We start from the raw sequence: 19361 nt of genomic DNA, 5'->3' as shown, positions 1-19361 counted from the left end.
CTTTGATTTTACTTGAAGCAAGGGTGTAGTGTTTATGGCCATGGAACCTAAACGTGCTAAGAGTGGAATGGCAGCAGATATCCACAACCATTCAATCGGTTCCGGTCAAGTTTGAATTAGTCTGGACCCATCGAATTAATATGGAGAGAGTTCTGTAATGATCTGTGCTTAGGTGGTGGGTGCGATCGCACAGAGGCTAAAAATAGATAGATAAAGACGTCTAGATAACGGCTGCAACGTGGAAAATATTCTTGATAAAGCTTGGTGTGCATGACTTCGATCGGATAAATGAGGTGTTCTTTGAGCTAGAACCCAAACTCCAGCTATGCATGAATCTTGTATTTTTCCTTTAGAAATTAAATTTTTCAGGTAGTCGAGGTTTTGAAGTTAAAGCAGTAAAGTTATGATTAGGAGGGTTTATTTAGAGAAATATCTAGAAAACGTTAGTGTCGGTAAGCGTTATGTCGATGCTATTGCTCCACCCGTTATGTTGAGAAGGATTGCCGTTTTAATCACCACCCTTGGGTTTGTTTTGAATGCGGTATCACCTTCCTATGCTCGCAGGCCTGATGACATCAAGTTTAATCACTTATCCCAAGAGGACGGTCTGGCGGGCAACCGAGTACGGGCAATTGTGCAAGATAACCATGGCTTTATGTGGTTTGGTCATTGGGATGGGCTGACTCGCTACGACGGCGGCACCACGGTGGTCTATAACAATGACGTGGATGACCCCAGCAGTTTGAGTCACAATCTGGTGAGTACGCTCACTCTTGACCAGGAGGGCTTTCTATGGGTTGGTACCCTCGGAGGCGGTCTTAATCGCTTTGATCACGCCCGCCAAACCTTCACTCATTACCGTTATGCTTCTGACAATGCCAATAGTTTAAGTAGTGATGATGTTGTCAGTGTCTATCACGATCGGGCTGGGACTATGTGGGTTGGTACCTGGGGAGGCGGTCTTAACCGCTTTAATCCAAAGACAGGTAACGTCACTCGCTACCAGTATGACCCAAATGACCCCACCAGTCTCAGTGGTGACAAAGTTGTCGGCATTCATGAGGATCGGATCGGGCAGCTTTGGGTGAGCACGTTTCATTCGGGGCTCAACCGTTTGGATCCGATCACGGGGCAGTTTACCCGTTTCCCAGTCGATCCGAAGACCGGGAAAAGCCTGAACGCTGACTGGGGCAATAACCAGAACTTTTATGAAGATGCCTCTGGTCTGATTTGGTTTACGGCCAAAACTGGACTTTATATCCTAGATCCAGAAACAGAACGATTTACCCGTCAACCCTATGCGGTTCCTGGCGTCCTTAATCCTGAGCTGAGGGGAATTCTAGTCGATCGCACAGGAACTATGTGGGTCAATGGTCGACATGGCTTTGCTAGACGTGAGCTTGAGCGGGGGCAATGGACTCATTTGGTAAACAATCCATCGGATGCATCCACCATCAGTCCTAGCGATAAGATCACCACATATCAAGATCGCTCTGGCGTCATTTGGGTTGGGAGCTTGTGTTGTGGGGTGAATATCTTTAATCCCACTCCTGCCAAATTCACCCACTACAAACACAACCCAGATAATCCTAATGGACTAAATCATCCGTCTGTTCAGGTCATTTATGAAACGAGCGACGGTGCACTATGGTTGGGCACTCAGATCGGGCTGGAAAAATTTGACCGTCAGACAGGGCAATTTACCCATTATTTACATGAACCGACAATCCCCCATAGCCTGGGGGCTGGTACAGATTTTTTAGCCATTGATGAAGATGCGGCGGGTGATCTCTGGGTGGGCGGTGTTGGTCACACCGGATTGAATCGCTTGGATCGGGCCAGTGGCCGGTTTACGACCTATCGGCACGATCCGAATGATGTCAACAGCTTGAGCGATCCAGACGATAGTGTTCTATCCATTCAAGTCGACGATGACGGCAGCATTTGGGTGGGGACCCGAGCGGGTGGTCTTAATCATTTTGATCCGAGTACCGAAACGTTTCGTGCTTACCGCCACGACCCCAATGATGCCAACAGTCTGAGTGATAATAATGTACGAGTCATTCATATTACCCCGTCCGGTATTCTATGGCTCGGCAGCTGGCATAAAGGGTTAACTCGATTTGACCCTCAGGCTAAAACGTTTACCCGCTATCAACACAATCCAAACGATCTTCAGAACAGCTTGCCGAGCAATACCGTATATACAATTCATGAAGATACCAAAGGTACATTATGGATTGGCACATCCGCCGGGTTAAGTCGGTTTGATGCGGCCAAGGGCGCATTTACCAGTTATAGAGAGAAAGATGGTCTACCCAGTGCATCCATTCGTGCCATCTTGGAAGATAATCAAGGCCATCTATGGATAAGCACGAATCGAGGACTCTCCAAATTTGATCCCGAGACACTCACGTTTAGAAATTACGGTGCACACGATGGTTTACAAGGTAAAGAATTTGCTGCGAGTGCTGGTTACAAAAGTCGAACGGGCGAAATGTTTTTTGGTGGCACTGCTGGTTTTAATGCGTTTTACCCCAATCAATTAATCAATGATAGTTTCGCACCGCCGGTCGTGTTCACCGACTTTCAACTGTTCAATCAGTCAATCCCTCTTGGTCAGGAGGGGTCTCCGTTAACCCAGGACATCAGTGTTACCAATAAGGTTACCCTGAGTCACGATCAGTCAGTATTTAGCATTGCCTTTGCGGCGTTGAGCTACTGGTTTCCTGAACACAATCAATATGCCTATAAGATGGAGGGCTTTGATCAAGATTGGACATGGGTCGACAGTCGTCGTCGCTTTGCCACCTACACCAACCTTAACCCGGGTAACTATACCTTCCGGGTCAAGGCCAGTAACAGTGATGGCTATTGGAATGAAACTAGTAGAGCTCTACAAATCACGATTACCCCCCCCTGGTGGCAGACCCTTTGGTTTCGCAGTTTGGCAGTGGTGTCAGGATTAGGCGCAGTCATCGGGATTTATCGCTGGCGAGTTCAAGCCATCGAAAGTTACAATCGCCAACTCACAGCTGAAGTAACAGAACGGACCTATGAGTTGAAAATTGCCAAAGAACAGGCCGAAACCGGGGCTTATGAGCTGAAAGTTGCTAAAGAACAAGCTGAAGCTGCCAACGAAGCTAAGAGTGCTTTCTTGGCTAATATGAGCCACGAACTACGCACCCCCCTAAATGCGATTCTGGGGATGACCGAGGTACTACAAGAGAAGGTTGTCGGCCAGATTAATGGGCAACAACTAAAAGCGTTACAGACCATTGAACGCAGTGGATCGCATCTGCTGGAACTGATCAACGACATTCTCAACTTGGCCAAAGTGGAGTCAGGGTTAATCGAGCTAGAGTATTCTCCCGTTGCGGTGACATATCTCTGTAAGTCTAGTTTGGCCTTTGTCAAAGAACAGTCCCTGAAGAAAAACATCCAGCTTCACCAGAAAGTTCCCTCAAACTTACCAGATATAGTGGTTGATGAACGGCGGATTCGCCAGGTTTTGATTAATCTGTTGAACAACGCTGTAAAATTTACCCTGGAAGGGGGACACATCACCCTCGAAGTGGAGCCATTGCCACCGGACGAGACCTGCCACCAAAAATACCTACGCTTTGCCGTGACCGATACAGGCATGGGCATTGCTCCAGACCATCTGAAAAAGTTGTTTCAACCCTTTGTCCAGATTGAAAGTGATCTCAATCGACAATATGAAGGCACTGGACTGGGGCTAGCTCTGGTAAAACGGATTGTTCAACTCCATGGAGGACAAGTCGCCGTCACCAGTGAGGTCGACGTAGGTAGCTGCTTTTCCATTGAGCTGCCCTATACCATCTCTGAGCTTAGTGATCCCATATCTCAAATTGTGCCGGAGTCTTATCCAACAACTCCTGAAAGCGAACAACCCACCGTAGCTCCCCTCATCCTATTGGCGGAAGACAACGAGGCCAATATTCTCACCTTCTCCAGTTATCTGCGTGCTAAAGGCTATCGCCTTCAAGTGGCAAAAAATGGTCAAGCAACCATTGAGTTAGCTCAGGCTGAACTACCCAATATTATTCTCATAGACATCCATATGCCTGGCATGGATGGTTTAACAGCCATCCGACACATTCGCCAATTACCTGCTCTGACTAAAATCCCCATCATTGCGCTGACAGCCCTTGCTATGACAGGAGATCGAGAGCGTTGTTTAGAGGCTGGGGCTAACCTTTATCTCAGTAAACCGGTTAAACTCAAACAGTTAACGCTATCAATTCAAAAGTTGTTAACTCAATGAGAGAGAAAGCATACCCAAGCTATATTAGCCTCTGCTCCTATCAATAGCTGTCTTTACATGGAAGAGGTTCTAGGGTTGGATTGAGTAAGTTAAATGGCTTTTTTAAAGTCACTAAGGCTTTAACCAGAGTCGTTGTAATCTTAACGCCCTGTAAGCAGATATCATTTGGCTTGGGATAACGGTTCAACATGGCAAGAGTTTCAAAAGAAAAGAGAATTGGATCAAGTTCTTCTGGTTCGATAATTTTAAGTATGTCGCGCTCTTGTAGGCGAGCTAATCTTCGTGTTTGTTCCGGTTCAACATTCCCTCCAAACGGTAATAGCATTGCCCGAGTGCCGGTTTGTAGAACATTTAGGGTCATGTCGTATCCGGCTATGCCGATGGCCAAATCAGCTTGAACCATATAGCTAAGTAAGTCAGAGGTATACCGCTGTACGGTGAGATTAGAGCAATGTATTGCCATTGCTTGCAGACGTCTGTAAATGTCCATGGGCACAAATGGCCCTGTGAATATTTGAATATGATGGGGGATTTTATCTTCTAAATACTGACTGGCCTGAGCGACGCAATCCAATAGCCCATGCCCTAGACGACCATCTCCAACGGTCACGAGTATCATTGGCTTAGTCTTAGCTTCAGGGGAGAATTCTCGATCTACATCCGGTACTACATAGCCTGTGTAGTGAATGTCGCAGGTGAGTTCTCTGATGCAAGAAAAACTTTCATTCAGTGAAATGAAGCTAGGGTCACCATGGATTAAGATCTGGTCAAAGTATTGATTGATCAGCTGGCAGGTTTCAGTTTCATAATCGGCTTTATTGGTGGGTGAAATAACAATGTCACCCAGACTACAGATAGTTTGAGCTCCGTAGTCTTTAGATCTGTCTAGTAAAGGGATGATCTCAGCAGCAAGGTGATGATGCTCAAAGGGAAATCGCTCTACAATGACAGCAGCAGGACGGATGCGATCGCAAAGTTCCAATAATCGCTTACGGCGACGGTCTGAAATATTGTCTATAGGCAAAGAAGCTACAGACAATTTAGAATCCGCTAACTCTGTTTGAGTTGTCGGTAAGTCAACAATTTCAATACCTTCAAGTGTAGGAAAATCCTGAATCACCCCTCCACTGTTGACGACATACACTCTAAATTCTTGAGTCAGGCTGTGGACAATTGCCATACTACGAATTAAGTGCCCAATGTCATGGCTAGGCTGACTATAAAACAGTAGATTTTTCATTGATTATTCCCGCCATGGATATTAATCATGATTCCTAAACACAAGATTTATAGTATGCCTGCAATTATGTAGGGATGCACTGTTATCGGCCCATAAAATATGCACGTGGCGTATGCATGTCATCTACGAAGCTGTTAACTTGAGCAAGTTCGCTAGCGTATTTTCCTGATTTGTCAGCCTCATGGGGGGCTGTACAGCTTTTATTAAATTGTCTTTTAAAGCGCCTACATTACTCGCTAGGCTAAACTTATCCAACACGGTTAAGCGGCCTGCTTTGCCTAATGTGCTACTTAACTCAGGCTGCTCCATTAATGTCTCTAAAGCTTTGGCTAAGGATAGGGAGTCTTTCTCAGGCACTAATACTCCATTGTAGTAAGAGTGCATCAGCTCAGAAATTCCTAAAATACTGGTTGATACAACGGGTATTTCCATTGCCATAGCTTCTAGCAATACGTGAGGAATCCCATCGCGATTGCCACTGTCGCTTACCAGATAAGGCAACACAAACAGAGTCGCTTTTTGATAATAATCAATCAGCTGCTCCTGAGATATATGGCTAACTAGAGTGACATGTCCATTAAGACCTAAGTGGTTAATTTTCTGGCGTATTGAATTTTCTAAGGGGCCATCACCAAAAATTATGCCTTGAAACGACGTGCCTTCCTGTTTAAGAAGATGAAAGGTTTCTAATAAATATTGAAATCCATTGTCTTCACACAAATAACCACCACTCAGAATGAGAGGAATATCTGACTGTTGACGTTTAGGTGGAGGATTAAAGCGACCAACGTCAATGCCATGATAAGCCACGTGAATAGGCGTGTGGGAGGTGGAAATACGATCTAGATAACAGCGATTGTATTCACTACACGTACAAATAAAGTTCGCTTTAGCCATACGGCGATTAAGGCTAGCCGTATCCTTAATATAGATATCTTTTGTATGGACTGAAAGGCTATAGGATATGCCAGAAAACGCCTTCACAATCTCTGCGGTAGCTGCAGGTATGTCCGCAAAATGAGCATGGAGATGAATAATGCCTAAATCTTTCAGCAACTGGGCCAAATAACCTGCTTGTAAAAATTCATTAAGCCGTTGGTGTTGATCGCGCTTTAGATGGTGCTTTAAGGTTTCTAAATAAACATCACTATCTTGTTCGAATAAAGCAAGCTGAGTACTGACTAGCTCTTTTTCAGCAGCTCGATCAAACTCAGGAAGCAGGGATGGCACGTAGGTGATTGGCGCTTTAATATTGACCGCATCAGGATGACTATCCCCTTCAAATGGAGGTCTTAAAGAGAAAATGTGTAGGTCGAGCCCTTGTCTTTCTAGCTCTAAGATCTCATTGACAATAAAAGTCTCTGATACGGTAGGATAGGTTTCCAGCAAAAGTCCAATTAAAGGGCGCATAGTCATCCTGTGAAATTACGGCTGAATCAAAAAAAGCGCTTCGTATAAAGACATACGTTCGTTGAATAAGGTGGAATAGATGCAAATATAGCTCCATTCCCTGCAGCTGACCTGAGTCCACAACACTATGTTGGGTATTATGGTCGATTTTGTTAAAACGCAAGTGAATGAACGGTTAGATTCTCCTCATGAAAGCCATTTCCATGAGAGTTTTCTTAGATACTCTCTATTGGCGACCTATTAATAAACTATATCTGTCAAGATATATCTGTGAAGACATTTAAACCTGGGTTGTCGCAACGATAATGGCCAAGTAAAATACCTTAGGCTAATTAAGTATAAAAGTTTAGCTTAATTAGACGACTGTTTAAGGTATACCTGTTTGTCTACTTGAAGATCTGGTTTTGAGTCTACTCGTGATCAAATTAGTTTATTCAGATTAGCTTGTATAGCAATCACACTCTTATAGTAATCAAGCGTTATTGAGAGCAGCTAGCTTTGCTAGGATGCAGGAGAATTTCAGATGAGACAGATTTTAATTGCTGAAGATGAGACTCGGGTCGCATTTTTTTTAGAGCAAGGGCTACGCAGTAATGGATTTATGACTAAACATGTCGCGACAGGATCTGAAGCGCTGAGTCATACCCTCAATGGCGAATTTGATCTGATCATTCTCGATTTAGGGTTGCCTGGAAGAGAGGGGTTTTCAGTACTTCAAGAGCTACGGGGGCAGGGATGTCAGATTCCAATCATCATTTTGACGGCCCGTGATGGGATGACCGATAAGCTCACCGGGTTTGATCTTGGAGCCGATGATTATGTTACTAAGCCGTTCCGATTTGAAGAACTGTTGGCGCGTATTCGGGCTCGGTTGCGGACGACGGCATTTGCCAATCCTGAGAAAGACTGGATACTGAGTCATCATGGGGTGGAACTCAACATGCGTACACGGCTAGTGCGCATTGGTGAGAAGCTCATTGAACTATCAGCCCGTGAGTTTTCCATGGCAGAGACCTTTTTGAGTCATCCAGGACAGGTAATTAGTCGTGAACAGCTACTGGATCGGGTGTGGGGATACGACCATGCACCAGGTTCTAATGTGGTGGATGTGTATGTGGGCTATCTGCGTAAAAAGCTAGGAAGTCACTTAATTGAGACTGTTCGAGGGGTGGGATATCGCATGCCTGTTTAGGCTATAACTTTATATATACCAGGGAGAACATAAATAGATCTATAGTTTTAGCTCTAACAACTTGAGACTGTGATAAAGACAATGGCTACTACAGTCAGAGCACGATATTTTTAATGGTTACCTTGGTCGATTATTTGGAGTGCTCTAATTATGGATGAGCGTTTAAGCGTTCTATTCATTGCAGATTCAGAAGAGCATCTGCTGCCAATATTGCAGGTATTACGTAGCAGTGGGTTTTATCCTAGTTGGGAATGGGTGAAAACGGCTGAGCCACTACACAGAAAAACAGCCAATCGCTCCTGGGGCGTGATTATTTTTTTAGATAATGCTCTGTCTGAATTTGATGTTTTTGCTGCACTCGCAATTATCGAACAAAACCAGCCTGATACCCCTTGTATTGTAATTTCAGCCATTGCTGGTGAACGCAGGGCTGTAGAGATCATCAAGGCAGGTGCCCATGATTATTTGCTTCAGGATGATTTAGGGCTTTTGCCAGAAATCGTGCGCAATGAAACCCGGAAAATGCAATTAGAAAGCCAACGGTTTCTGGTATCGGATAAATCGGATGGCTCCAGGAATGATCACGGAGTTACGTCTAGCGATCGCAAAGAATCTCAGCGTTTAAGGGAAGCACGGGTCGACGCTACTTTCGTTCAATCGACGGTGGGCTATGTTGAAACCAACTTGCAAACCATGGGGTTAACCTTTGTCAATCCTTACTTCTGCAAGATGATGGGCTACAGTCAAGCAGAACTATTGGGCATGGGGGTTGATGAAATTAGTCATCCTGATGATACGGAAGAATCTTTCTCAAAAATCCGCCAGTTATTTTTAAGAAAGATTGAGAGCTTCGAATTAGAAAAACGGTATCGTCGCAAAGATGGCTCGTTTTTTTGGGCTGAAATAACGGTTTATCCCCTCCATTTCCAGGAAAATCAAGTTACCCATTGTTTCGCTATTATTCAAGACATTAGCGAACGTAAAAAAGCTGAACAAGAGCGTGAGGGGTTCTTTAATCTATCTCAGGATTTATTGTGCATTGCTAGTTCAGAAGGATATTTTCTAAAAGTTAATCCTGCTTGGCAAACCACCCTTGGCCATGCACAAGATGAATTAATTGGTTTTCCCTTTATTAATTTTGTTCATCCTGAGGATCGAATAGCCACTCTAGAGGAGTTTCATCGTCTGAATTATGACAATAAGATTGGTCTCAACTTTGAAAACCGCTATCGCTGTAAAGATGGTTCCTATAAATGGCTGTCGTGGAGATCAAGCCCAGATGTAACAACAGGGGTTGTTTACGCAATTGCCCGTGACATAACAAGCATCAAGCAAGCACAGCACAAACTCCAGCACCTTAATCAAGAGTTAGAAGACAAAATCGAGGAACGAACTAAGGCGTTAATGATGACACAATCAGCCGTAGATCTAGCTGCCGATTGCGTGTTTTTAATCCGTTCAGATGGCAGTTTTCATTATGCCAATAAAACAGCCTGCGCCAAACTAGGGTATACCCAGGAAGAGTTTCGCCAGATGAACGTGTTTGCCATCAATGTAAACGTCTTTCCAGAAAATTGGGTGAAGATGTGGCAGACTCTTAAAAAAGAATCATCGCTCACCTTTGAATCTCAACATCGCTCTAAGAATGGTCATATTTATCCCGTTGAGATTAATACCAGATATCTAAATTTTGACGGTCAAGAATATTGTTTTTCGTTTGTGAGAGATATTAGTTATCGCAAATTAGCCGAAGCAACTATTAAAAAGGAAAATACGTTTCGTCAGCAAATTTTAGAAAATATGGCTGAGGGTCTTTGTGTTTGTCAACAAATAGATGAGTTTCCCTTTATTCGCCACACGGTCTGGAATCGAAAAATGCAGGCGATTACTGGCTATTCGATTGAGGAAGTCAACCATTTGGGGGTTATACCCGGCTTAATTTCTAATGCGGTTGATCAAAAAAACTATGTTCAACAATATATGGAGCACCTACGTATGGACAGTGTTCCAGCCCTTGAAGAAGCTGAGATTTATCGCAAAGACGGTCAAAAACGGACGATTTCTATTTCTACCTCTGTTTTATCAGATTTTGAAGGCCATTTCACCGTGTTGGCGCTTGTACAGGACATTACCGAGCGCAAACAGAGCCAGCAAAATGCAAGTCTATTGGCTGCTGTGGTTGAATCAACTGACGATGCCATCATCACCACAAACTTGGATGACATTATCACCAGTTGGAACTCAGCGGCTGTAAATTTGTTTGGATATACAGAAACTGAAGCCATCGGTCAACCCATATCCATTCTCTTTCCTCCTGATCGTCTAGATATAGCGCCTCAGATTCTTGAGCGGATTACTAACGGAGAGCGTATTAAAAACTTTGAGACAATTAATCTTCACAAAAATGGAACTCCCATTAATGTCTCAGCTACTATTTCCCCATTAAAAGATGAAACAGGAAAAGTTGTAGGAGCCTCAAAAATTATTCGTGACATCACTGAGCAAAAGCGAGCTGAAGTACAACTGCGACTCACTAATGAAGAACTGATGCGTGCCACTCGCCTTAAGGATGAGTTTTTGGCTAATATGAGTCACGAACTACGCACACCCCTGAACGCTATTTTGGGTATGACCGAAAGCTTACAGAAGCAAGCTTTTGGCACAATTAATCAAAAGCAACTTAAGCCATTACAACTGATCGAACGTAGTGGGGCCCATTTACTAGAACTCATCAATGACATTTTAGATGTTGCTAAAATTGAATCTGGCCAGATGAAGCTAGATTTGCAGCCAACCATCGTTATTCTTCTCTGTAAATCCAGCTTAGACTTTGTTAAACAACAGGCCTATAAAAAAGCAATTCAAATTGAGACTAAATTTCCTCCCCATATACCTGATGTGTGGTTAGATGAGCGACGTATACGTCAGGCTTTGATTAATCTGTTGAGTAATGCCGTTAAATTCACCTCAGAAGAAGGACGAATCACCTTAGCCGTGAGCCTTCAGGGTGAGACAAAAACTCTTTTAAAAAAAGAGAATAGGACATTAGTGGAAAAAACAGTTCTCCGATTTTCTGTGACTGATACTGGGATCGGTATTGCACCTGAATATATTAGCCAGCTGTTTCAGCCCTTTATCCAAATTGATGGATCGTTAAATCGCAGATATCCAGGCACTGGTTTAGGCTTAGCGCTAGTAAAACGCATTGCTGAACTTCATGGTGGAGAAGTTGGAGTTTCCAGTCAGTCAGACATGGGCAGCTGCTTTACCATGGATATTCCGTGCGAAGTTGTTACATCTTATGATGAAGTATCGGCCATAAAAAAACAAACTGAACTCAGCGTTACCACAAAGCCAGCTCCAAAGAAAAGGGCCTCCTTAATTTTACTGGCAGAGGAAAATGCAGCAAACATTATTACAATTTCCAGTTATTTAAGAGCAAAAGGTCACCGTCTACAAATTGCAGCAGATGTGAAAAAAATTAGTAATATTGCTCAATTGACTAGCCCAGATTTGATCTTGATGGATCTCCACGTATTAGGAAATAATAGTTTAGAGATTATTCAGCAAATTCGTCTTAATTCCTATTTAAAGATTGTTCCTATCATCGCTTTGATTGATCCTTTTATAGATAACAGCCAGGATGATTACTATGATGCTGGAGTTAATCATTGCATCCATAAACCTTGTAACCTTCAACAGTTAATTGATACGATGCAAAAGCTATTGTAAAGTATGTTTACATTAAAATATTTTTGTAAACATTGCAAAAATTATATGTAATGTCAATAGATTTGAGTCAATCGTTTAGTAAATAAACGTTGATTCAGGTTTTATTTTTATATTAGGAGTAGGAGGCTAATTAATGAATGCCCCCACAATTCTCATTATTGATGATGAGCCAGATAATTTTGACGTAATTTCAATTCTCCTAAATGATCAAGAGTATCAACTACACTACATTGGCAATGCTGCGGAAGTCATAGACTCCCTTGAGATTATTCAGCCTGATTTAATTCTATTGGATGTCATGATGCCGGGCATCAATGGTGTTGAGCTATGTCGACAGATTAGGGCAGTCCCTAAATGGCAATCGATTCCAATTACCATGGTGACGGCACTGACTAGAAAAGAAGATTTGGCACGCTGTTTGAATGCAGGGGCCGATGATTTTATTAGTAAGCCGCTGAATGGTCTTGAGCTGCGAGCCAGGGTGCATTCCATGCTCCGTATTAAACACCAGCATGACCATTTACAAACCTTACTCAAGTTCCGAGAGGATATGGTCCATATGCTCATCCATGATTTGAGAAATCGCCTTACAGATGTATTGCTAGGGGTAGAATTCCTTGAAATGGATGTGGAGCCTGTTATCCAGGAAAGACTGGCAAAAATCTATAAATCAGCCCAAGGATTGCAGCTTTTAATTGATGATTTACTCAAAATCGCGCTGCTTGAATCTGGCAATATACGTTTGAATCGAGCCAATGTTGACATTCGTCAACTCGTAAATGCTGTGATCAATAATTTTAGGACGATCGCAAACCAAAAAAGTCAATCTCTTATCAGTTTATTTGCAGATGACTTAGTGGATACCATTTTCATTGATGAAACCCTGATGTACCGGGTATTAGACAATCTTTTATCCAATGCGGTTAAATTTTCTCCATCTCACAGTAAGATCGTTGTGAAAGTCACAGGTTCTCAACCAGACACATTAATCATTCAAGTAATCGATTCGGGTCCTGGTGTGCCCCATAAATTGCGGCAACAGATCTTTGAAAAATATGAGATCGGCACTCTAATGCCTAACGTTTCTCAAATTGGCCTGGGGTTGGCGCTATGTAAGATGATTGTCGAGACCCACCAAGGCAATATCTTTGTCAAAAGCAATCATCCCAAGGGCTCTATTTTTGAAATTAACTTAGCTCATAACCCTGCATTTGAACCATCGCCCTAATCGTTTCGATCAATAGAAAGATCTATACTTATGATAAAAAACATTCATGGAAACTCTCTTGCTGAGAAGATCCTCATGAATGTTTCATAATCTTTCTCATGTAATCTGTCATACTAAATCAAAATCCTTAACGCTGAGTTGTTACTCACGGTTACTACTCACGTTAGTAATGATTGCTACCCTTGGTCTGTTGGAGGGTAGCAACAATATTGCAAGCATTAGGTTTATCTATTTAACTCATTAATCAGACTATACATTGTTTAATTTAAATTTACTCTTATGTTATTAAATTCTGAAAGCTCTCAGACGTCTACAGTTGGACGTCTTACAAAGATATGGGCTGCTCGTTATTTACCTGATCTTTCTATCTTATCAATTGAGAATGATCTCTCAGTTCGCGATAAATTGCAAGGGACCGTATCAGAGCAAGGTCGTGCCTATACAGCTAATAAACTGAATAAACGTCTGGTTGAGGATCGCTGTAATCTTGCTGCTGTTAGAGCCAAAAACCTTTACTCCTTTTATAAGAACTCAGATTTGAGAAAGATAGCTAGCATCGCTAAACTTGTTAGCCGTATTTATCTCAAAATAATAGAGATGTATCAAGATCCATCGGCAATCGTTCTTTCATCATATTCCAAGCCTGATAAATCCTTTGATCAATCGTCACTAGCTGCTTGGGGGTTGCCAAAGATAGACCGGTTGGCATTAGAGCTGTCTCCTCTGTTATTAGATCTACAAGAACGGTACCGAGTTTCTCACAACTGGCAATCTGTGGGGTTTATCACAACGCAGATAACCCTTAGCAATGCTCTATTATTAGAAGAATTAACGCCTTTAGAACAAATTTTTGTTAAGTGCTACTTTAAATTTCTGGAGGAGCAGGTTTGCCTGCCTTGGCAACGCCTTTGTATAGCGGTGAGAAGGTATAGCCTGTATTCTCCGATTTTTGAGGCTGTTGAATTGATGTTATCTAGGCTAACGAGAGTTTCCACTCGGGTTTATGAACGTTGGGCCAATGCGTTTCCCCATTACATTAGCCATAGGGGTGATTTAACGGATCCCAAGGTTAGGCAGTCATCAATTCGAGATTTTGATATGTTTCAAGCATATTTATGTGTATGTTTACTGGAAGAAGATGCAACAGTTATTGAACAAGAATTGTCGGCAATTTGTCTGATTGTTTATGGGGCTTTAAATATTCCCTGGGACATGACGGTTGAAGGTACTCTTTTATTAATGCATGAAATCTCGACTCAACTGAAGCCTTATCACAAGCAAATCGCTGAGCCTTATTTGGAAATGATGACTAAAACGTTCTCTCACAGAAGGTTTGCATCGTAGGTTTGCAGGGAATGACGAAGGCAATGGATCACAGCCTCTTAAGGAACAGCAATTTCCAATAAACAAGAACTATTGAGAATTGCATCAAGACAGTTATTTTGAACTAAGTGGGCATTCAAAGTCCTGCTAGGAAAGGTTTTCAGATTTAATGCCTGAGTGTGACAGTTGAGAGGGCGGAATGTCGGTATAAACATCACCCATGAATAAGTCGTCCCTTAGAAAACTGCTGATTGGCGAATTTACCTGGAAACGACTAGTGCGCTCAGTCCTGTTTATCTACATAGTTATTGCCTTATATGTCTTCTTCCGGGCAGACAGCATGATTTTCCTACCTCCACCTGCCAGCTACCAAGACACTCAGGAAATCCTAAAAGTACCTGTCACTAATAACCAACAAATTTCAGCTCTCTATCTGCCCAATCCTGACGCCGCTTACACTCTACTCTATATCCATGGTAATGCTGAAGACCTCGGCGATATTCGTCCCATATTAGAAGACCTGCACCGCTGGGGCTTTAGCGTATTTGCTTATGACTACCGAGGTTATGGCACCAGTGATGGTAAACCTGGTGAACGTAACGCTTATCAAGACGTAAATGCTGCCTATACCTACCTGATTCAGCAGCTCAACGTACCTGCCAATCAAATCATTGCCTATGGTCGCTCTGTCGGCGGTGGCTCAGCAACAGCTTTAGCCAGCCAACAGCCCGTGGCCGGACTTATCTTAGAAAGCGCATTCACATCTGCTTTTCGTGTAGTGATTCCGTTACCCCTATTCCCTTTCGACAAATTCTCAAATCTGCCTAAGCTTAAAAAGGTCCGCTGCCCGGTGCTCGTTATGCACGGTCAGGCTGATGAAATCATCCCATTTCACCATGGCCAGAAACTATACGAAGCAGCGCCAGAACCAAAAGCATTTCTATGGGTACCCGCAGCAGGCCACAATGACTTTGCCTGGACCAGCGGCGACCGCCTGCGACAAGCATTGGTATCTTTCCAAAAACTCCTGAAAACCTAATCCGACGTGGATACCCTGCGATATTGGGCGCTATCGGTCAGGATTTCATATGAGGTAAACGATCTGGATTACTGATACTTCATCATGTAGCTCTTTGCTCAGAGTTCAGGTTCCTTGAGGAAAATCGTCATGCATCAGGCTTCTATCGAAAAAGGCAATGGGTTGCCCCCCCTGGGGGCATTGCTCAGAAACATCATGACTGCGGCTTTGTTAATCAATCCATTAGGGTATCAAGCGCTGTCGGCATCAGAGATGATGGCCAGCCAAAGCGACCTAAGCAGACATCGTCTTCTTGCTCAGACAGACTCGGCCTATGCTGAAGCCCAAAGACTGATTCGGGAGGCCCTTAAGACTCAGGCCACCGAATTAAGCTTGTCCGGGCTAGATTTGCAAACGTTGCCGCCAGAAATCAGTCAACTGTCTCAGCTACAAACGCTAGACCTGAGTTACAACCAGCTAACCACGGTACCGCCTGAGATTGGTCAGCTTTCTAGCCTGACTTATCTGAACCTGAAGATCAACCAAGTCAATCAGTTGCCTGCTGAAATTGGGCAATTGTCTAACCTGCAAGAGTTGGATCTTTGGAATAACCAACTGAGTGATTTGCCATCGGAGATGGGTCAACTCTCTCAGCTGCAAATCCTAAACGTTTGGGATAATCGGCTAAGCAGTCTGCCCGCTGAAATGGGTCAGCTCTCTAACTTGGAAGAACTCAATCTGCGGGGCAATCAACTTCATAGTCTACCGTCTGAAATGGGTCAGCTCTCTAATTTACAAGAGCTAGATCTCTCCTTTAACTGCCTGAGTGACTTACCGATAACAATCGGTCAACTTATTACTCTGAAACAGCTAGATCTCGGCTACAACCGACTGAGGGGGGTACCGATAGACATTCGCTGGTTGAATCGTTTAGAACGCCTTTCTCTAAACCACAACCAGTTTATTAGCCTCCCAATTGAGATTACTCAGCTCTCTAATCTGAAATATCTTGATCTTGACGAAAATCAATTGAACAGCCTACCTGCTGAGATTGGTCACCTCTCGCAATTGCAACATCTAAGTCTTGGGGATAATCAGCTAAATAGTCTGCCTGCTGAAATGGGCCAGCTTGTCAGCCTAAAAGATCTGTATCTGAATAGCAATCGGCTCAGCCAGTTACCAGCTGAGATCGGTCAACTGACGCGGCTAGAACGGATTTTTCTAAATTCTAATCAGTTGGTTAATTTTCCAACTGAAATTAGCCAACTCGTGAACCTGATCGGTCTGGGTCTTTACGATAATCAACTGAGTCACCTGCCTGCTGAGATTGGCAAGCTCTCTAATTTGCAATATCTGGGGCTTTCGGGAAACCAGATTAACCGTTTGCCAACTGAGATTGGCCAGCTCTCTGCTCTGGCTTATCTTTACCTGGCGAACAATCAACTCAGTCAGGTACCCTCTGAAATTGGCCAGCTGGTTTATTTATATGACCTGGATCTAAGTCAGAACCAGCTGAGTCGTTTGCCTGGCGACATGGGGCGAATGTTCAGCCTGGAAAGGCTGTCCCTTAAGGATAATCAGCTGACTAGTTTGCCAGTTGCGATCGCACAACTCCCCGAACTCCGTTCCCTAGAACTCGCAGGCAACCCCATGCCCCCTGAACTGCTGGAGCAATACTCACGCTGATTGGCCAATTTTTGTGGCTGTTCTAATAATTTGCCCGGCTAACACAGCAGCCCCAAACCCATTGTCGATATTCATCACGCCAATCCCTGCGGCGCAAGAGTTTAACATCGTCAACAAGGCCGACACCCCCCCAAAGCTGGCACCATAGCCAACACTGGTCGGCACGGCAATCACCGGGCAGTTCGCCAATCCAGCAACAACACTGGGCAATGCTCCCTCCATCCCGGCAACAACAATTAACACATCGGCCTGATCAATCACCTGCCGATTGTTCAACAACCGATGGATGCCTGCTACACCCACATCCCATAGACGGGTCACTTGAAAACCCGATAGTTCCAACGTGACTGCCGCTTCTGCTGCCGTGGGCAAATCGGCTGTGCCCGCCGTAAGAATCGCAATGTTACCGGGATATACCGCTGCAATAGTCTCTGGCTGTAGGGCACAAATGCGAGCTCGTTCGTAATAGCGCAGATTTGGCAAGGAGTCTCGCAACTGTGGATACACCTCTGGCGTAATTCGTGTCGCCATCACCACCGGATTCTCGGGCTCCATCGCTCGAAAAATTTTTATGAGCTGATCTATCGTCTTATCTTGACCCCAGATCACCTCCGGAAATCCTGTCCGCAAGGTCCGATGATGATCGATTTTGGCAAAGTCATCAACGGGTTGATAGTTCAGGTGCTTGAGTTTATCAAAGGCAGTGTCGGGGCTAACCTGTCCTTGGGCAACAGCGGTCAACAAATCGCGTAGTACAGCAGGCTGGGTCACGGTGAGAACGGAAATTTTGAAGGACGGTATTTAGGCTAGCGTTTTTTTGAAATGGTTGACGTTTGTGTCGGGGCGTTCCATGAAACATCCCACGGGTTATGGCACGTGATAATGTGGCCATGGCAATGCCTTTGGAACCCATAGACCGATGGCGGTAGACGTTCTAATTTTGACCAACGGGCCAGGGGAAGTCTCAACCTGGGTAAAACCCGTTATCCAGCAGCTGAGAAAGCGTGAGCCGGACCACGAACAGATGCGCTTTTCGGTGATGCTGTCCCCCTGCCCCCACGCATCGGGAGGCGAAACGGCTTCCCTCAAGTCCTATGCCGAGGTAGATCGCGTGCAAGGGCCAGACGCGTTTTTCCGGTTTTTGCTCACGGGCAAAACCGCTGACGACTGGGACTGGCATCACCAGGGTGTGGTCGTTTTTCTTGGTGGCGATCAGCTCTATGCTGTCTGGGTGGCCAAGCGTCTGGGCTACCGTACCGTCATCTACGCAGAATGGGAACCGCGCTGGCTCAACTGGGTGGATAACTTTGGCATGATGCAGGGGGATACTACCGAGAAAGTTGCGGCTAAATATCAGCCCAAGCTGACGGTGGTGGGTGACCTGATGGCGGATGTGGAATCTGCTAGTGGCGCAGAGCTGCCCTTTAGCCCTGAAACGCAGGTAATTGGGCTGATGCCGGGGTCAAAGCCAGATAAGTTAAGGCCTGGGGTACCGTTGTCGCTTGCGATCGCACACACACTCCACCAAACCCATCCCGATCTTGAATTCATCATCCCCGTCGCCCCCACCGTCACGCCAGACACCCTTGCCACCTACGCCGACCCCACCCAAAATGCCACCGTCGCAGTCATGGATGGCCCCGACGCCCAGCTCATTACCCCCGACAATGCAGGCCTGCCCTACTTCCAAATCAAAGACGGTCCCAAAGTCTGGCTCTGGACCGATTTCCCCGCCCATGGCCTGCTCAAACGCTGCGCCTTGTGCGTCACCACCGTCGGCGCTAACACGGCCCAGTTAGGTTCCCTGGCTGTGCCCATGGTGGTTTTACTCCCCACTCAGCAGCTAGACGTCATGCGCACTTGGGATGGTCTTTGGGGCTTGCTATGCCAGCTACCCGTGGTTGGCTCGTTGCTAACCAAGCTGATTAATACCGTGGCGATTCAATATATCCAGCGCAATCAAAAGCGCTTTGCCTGGCCGAATATTTGGGCCAAGGAAGAGGTGGTGCCGGAGCTGCTGGGACGGATTACGGCTGAGGAGGTGTGCGATCGCATTGCCACCTACCTCAAACACCCGGAACAGCTGGAAGCCATGGGCCAAAACCTGCGTAATCTGCGCGGTCCATCAGGGGCCGCCAGCCGTTTCGCCCAATTAATTTTGGAAACACTCCCCGCCGATGCATTCAATCGAATTGGAACAAATCATTAACCAGGTATTAAATGTAACCATAAATACCTGTTGTC

At 44.7% G+C, this 19361-nt stretch carries 11 protein-coding genes; 8 read left to right on the top strand and 3 right to left on the bottom strand.

The features are described from left to right. Window positions 1-403: 403 nt before the first annotated feature. A complete protein-coding gene (locus tag SPB21_RS09375; protein WP_499866397.1) occupies window positions 404-4288 on the top strand; it encodes a hybrid sensor histidine kinase/response regulator in 3885 nt (1294 codons plus the stop codon). Window positions 4289-4328: 40 nt separating this feature from the next. Here SPB21_RS09375 and SPB21_RS09370 read toward each other — a convergent pair whose 3' ends face one another. Continuing rightward, complete coding sequence (locus tag SPB21_RS09370; protein WP_499866396.1) at window positions 4329-5528, bottom strand: glycosyltransferase family protein; 1200 nt, start codon at window positions 5526-5528, stop codon at window positions 4329-4331. 123 nt (window positions 5529-5651) lie between these two features. After that, entirely contained in the window at window positions 5652-6938 is a 1287-nt protein-coding gene (locus SPB21_RS09365) for a glycosyltransferase (protein ID WP_163699416.1), read from the bottom strand. Between the two features lie 523 nt (window positions 6939-7461). Here SPB21_RS09365 and SPB21_RS09360 point away from each other — a divergent pair. The 6 genes from SPB21_RS09360 to SPB21_RS09335 all read left to right on the top strand — a co-directional run bounded on the left by SPB21_RS09360 (window position 7462) and on the right by SPB21_RS09335 (window position 17117). After that, on the top strand, window positions 7462-8130 hold the full coding sequence (locus tag SPB21_RS09360; RefSeq protein WP_006513955.1) for a response regulator transcription factor: 669 nt from the start codon (window positions 7462-7464) through the stop codon (window positions 8128-8130). A 150-nt stretch (window positions 8131-8280) separates the two neighbouring features. Next, window positions 8281-11862 (top strand): PAS domain S-box protein, encoded by a 3582-nt coding sequence (locus tag SPB21_RS09355; protein ID WP_499866395.1) that lies wholly within the window; start codon window positions 8281-8283, stop codon window positions 11860-11862. A 133-nt stretch (window positions 11863-11995) separates the two neighbouring features. Continuing rightward, window positions 11996-13090 carry a hybrid sensor histidine kinase/response regulator gene (locus tag SPB21_RS09350; protein ID WP_163663984.1) on the top strand — a complete coding sequence of 365 codons (1095 nt, stop codon included), beginning with the start codon at window positions 11996-11998 and terminating at the stop codon, window positions 13088-13090. Window positions 13091-13369: 279 nt separating this feature from the next. Next, window positions 13370-14434, top strand: coding sequence for a bilin-binding protein (locus tag SPB21_RS09345; protein WP_499866394.1), 1065 nt, complete (start codon window positions 13370-13372; stop codon window positions 14432-14434). A gap of 199 nt (window positions 14435-14633) precedes the next feature. Further along, window positions 14634-15452, top strand: coding sequence for an alpha/beta hydrolase (locus SPB21_RS09340; protein ID WP_163699424.1), 819 nt, complete (start codon window positions 14634-14636; stop codon window positions 15450-15452). Between the two features lie 129 nt (window positions 15453-15581). Next, window positions 15582-17117: a leucine-rich repeat domain-containing protein gene (locus SPB21_RS09335; RefSeq protein WP_499866393.1), complete on the top strand. Its 1536-nt coding sequence runs from the start codon at window positions 15582-15584 to the stop codon at window positions 17115-17117. On the opposite strand, the gene larB is transcribed toward SPB21_RS09335, so the two are convergent. Next, window positions 17109-17888 (bottom strand): nickel pincer cofactor biosynthesis protein LarB, encoded by a 780-nt coding sequence (larB, locus tag SPB21_RS09330; RefSeq protein WP_163699428.1) that lies wholly within the window; start codon window positions 17886-17888, stop codon window positions 17109-17111. The two genes, SPB21_RS09335 and larB, sit on opposite strands and share 9 nt — an antisense overlap. 148 nt (window positions 17889-18036) lie before the next feature. Between larB and SPB21_RS09325 the strand changes: the two genes are divergently transcribed. Further along, window positions 18037-19326, top strand: coding sequence for a glycosyltransferase family protein (locus SPB21_RS09325; RefSeq protein WP_499866392.1), 1290 nt, complete (start codon window positions 18037-18039; stop codon window positions 19324-19326). The last annotated feature ends 35 nt before the right edge of the window (window positions 19327-19361 follow it).

The organism is Leptothoe sp. ISB3NOV94-8A (genome assembly GCF_043421595.1).
GTDB classification, from domain to species: Bacteria; Cyanobacteriota; Cyanobacteriia; order Phormidesmidales; family Phormidesmidaceae; genus Leptothoe; species Leptothoe turfae.
This window is presented reverse-complemented; position numbering and strand designations above follow the sequence as displayed.

Excerpts from the sequence above, each read along its gene's own strand:
- SPB21_RS09355 (WP_499866395.1), top strand. The coding sequence starts at position 8,281 with ATGGATGAGCGTTTAAGCGTTCTATTCATTGCAGATTCAGAAGAGCAT.
- SPB21_RS09360 (WP_006513955.1), top strand. The coding sequence starts at position 7,462 with ATGAGACAGATTTTAATTGCTGAAGATGAGACTCGGGTCGCATTTTTT.
- SPB21_RS09335 (WP_499866393.1), top strand. The coding sequence starts at position 15,582 with ATGCATCAGGCTTCTATCGAAAAAGGCAATGGGTTGCCCCCCCTGGGG.
- SPB21_RS09375 (WP_499866397.1), top strand. The coding sequence starts at position 404 with ATGATTAGGAGGGTTTATTTAGAGAAATATCTAGAAAACGTTAGTGTC.
- SPB21_RS09370 (WP_499866396.1), bottom strand. The coding sequence starts at position 5,528 with ATGAAAAATCTACTGTTTTATAGTCAGCCTAGCCATGACATTGGGCAC.
- SPB21_RS09325 (WP_499866392.1), top strand. The coding sequence starts at position 18,037 with ATGGCGGTAGACGTTCTAATTTTGACCAACGGGCCAGGGGAAGTCTCA.
- SPB21_RS09340 (WP_163699424.1), top strand. The coding sequence starts at position 14,634 with ATGAATAAGTCGTCCCTTAGAAAACTGCTGATTGGCGAATTTACCTGG.
- SPB21_RS09350 (WP_163663984.1), top strand. The coding sequence starts at position 11,996 with ATGAATGCCCCCACAATTCTCATTATTGATGATGAGCCAGATAATTTT.
- SPB21_RS09345 (WP_499866394.1), top strand. The coding sequence starts at position 13,370 with ATGTTATTAAATTCTGAAAGCTCTCAGACGTCTACAGTTGGACGTCTT.
- SPB21_RS09365 (WP_163699416.1), bottom strand. The coding sequence starts at position 6,938 with ATGCGCCCTTTAATTGGACTTTTGCTGGAAACCTATCCTACCGTATCA.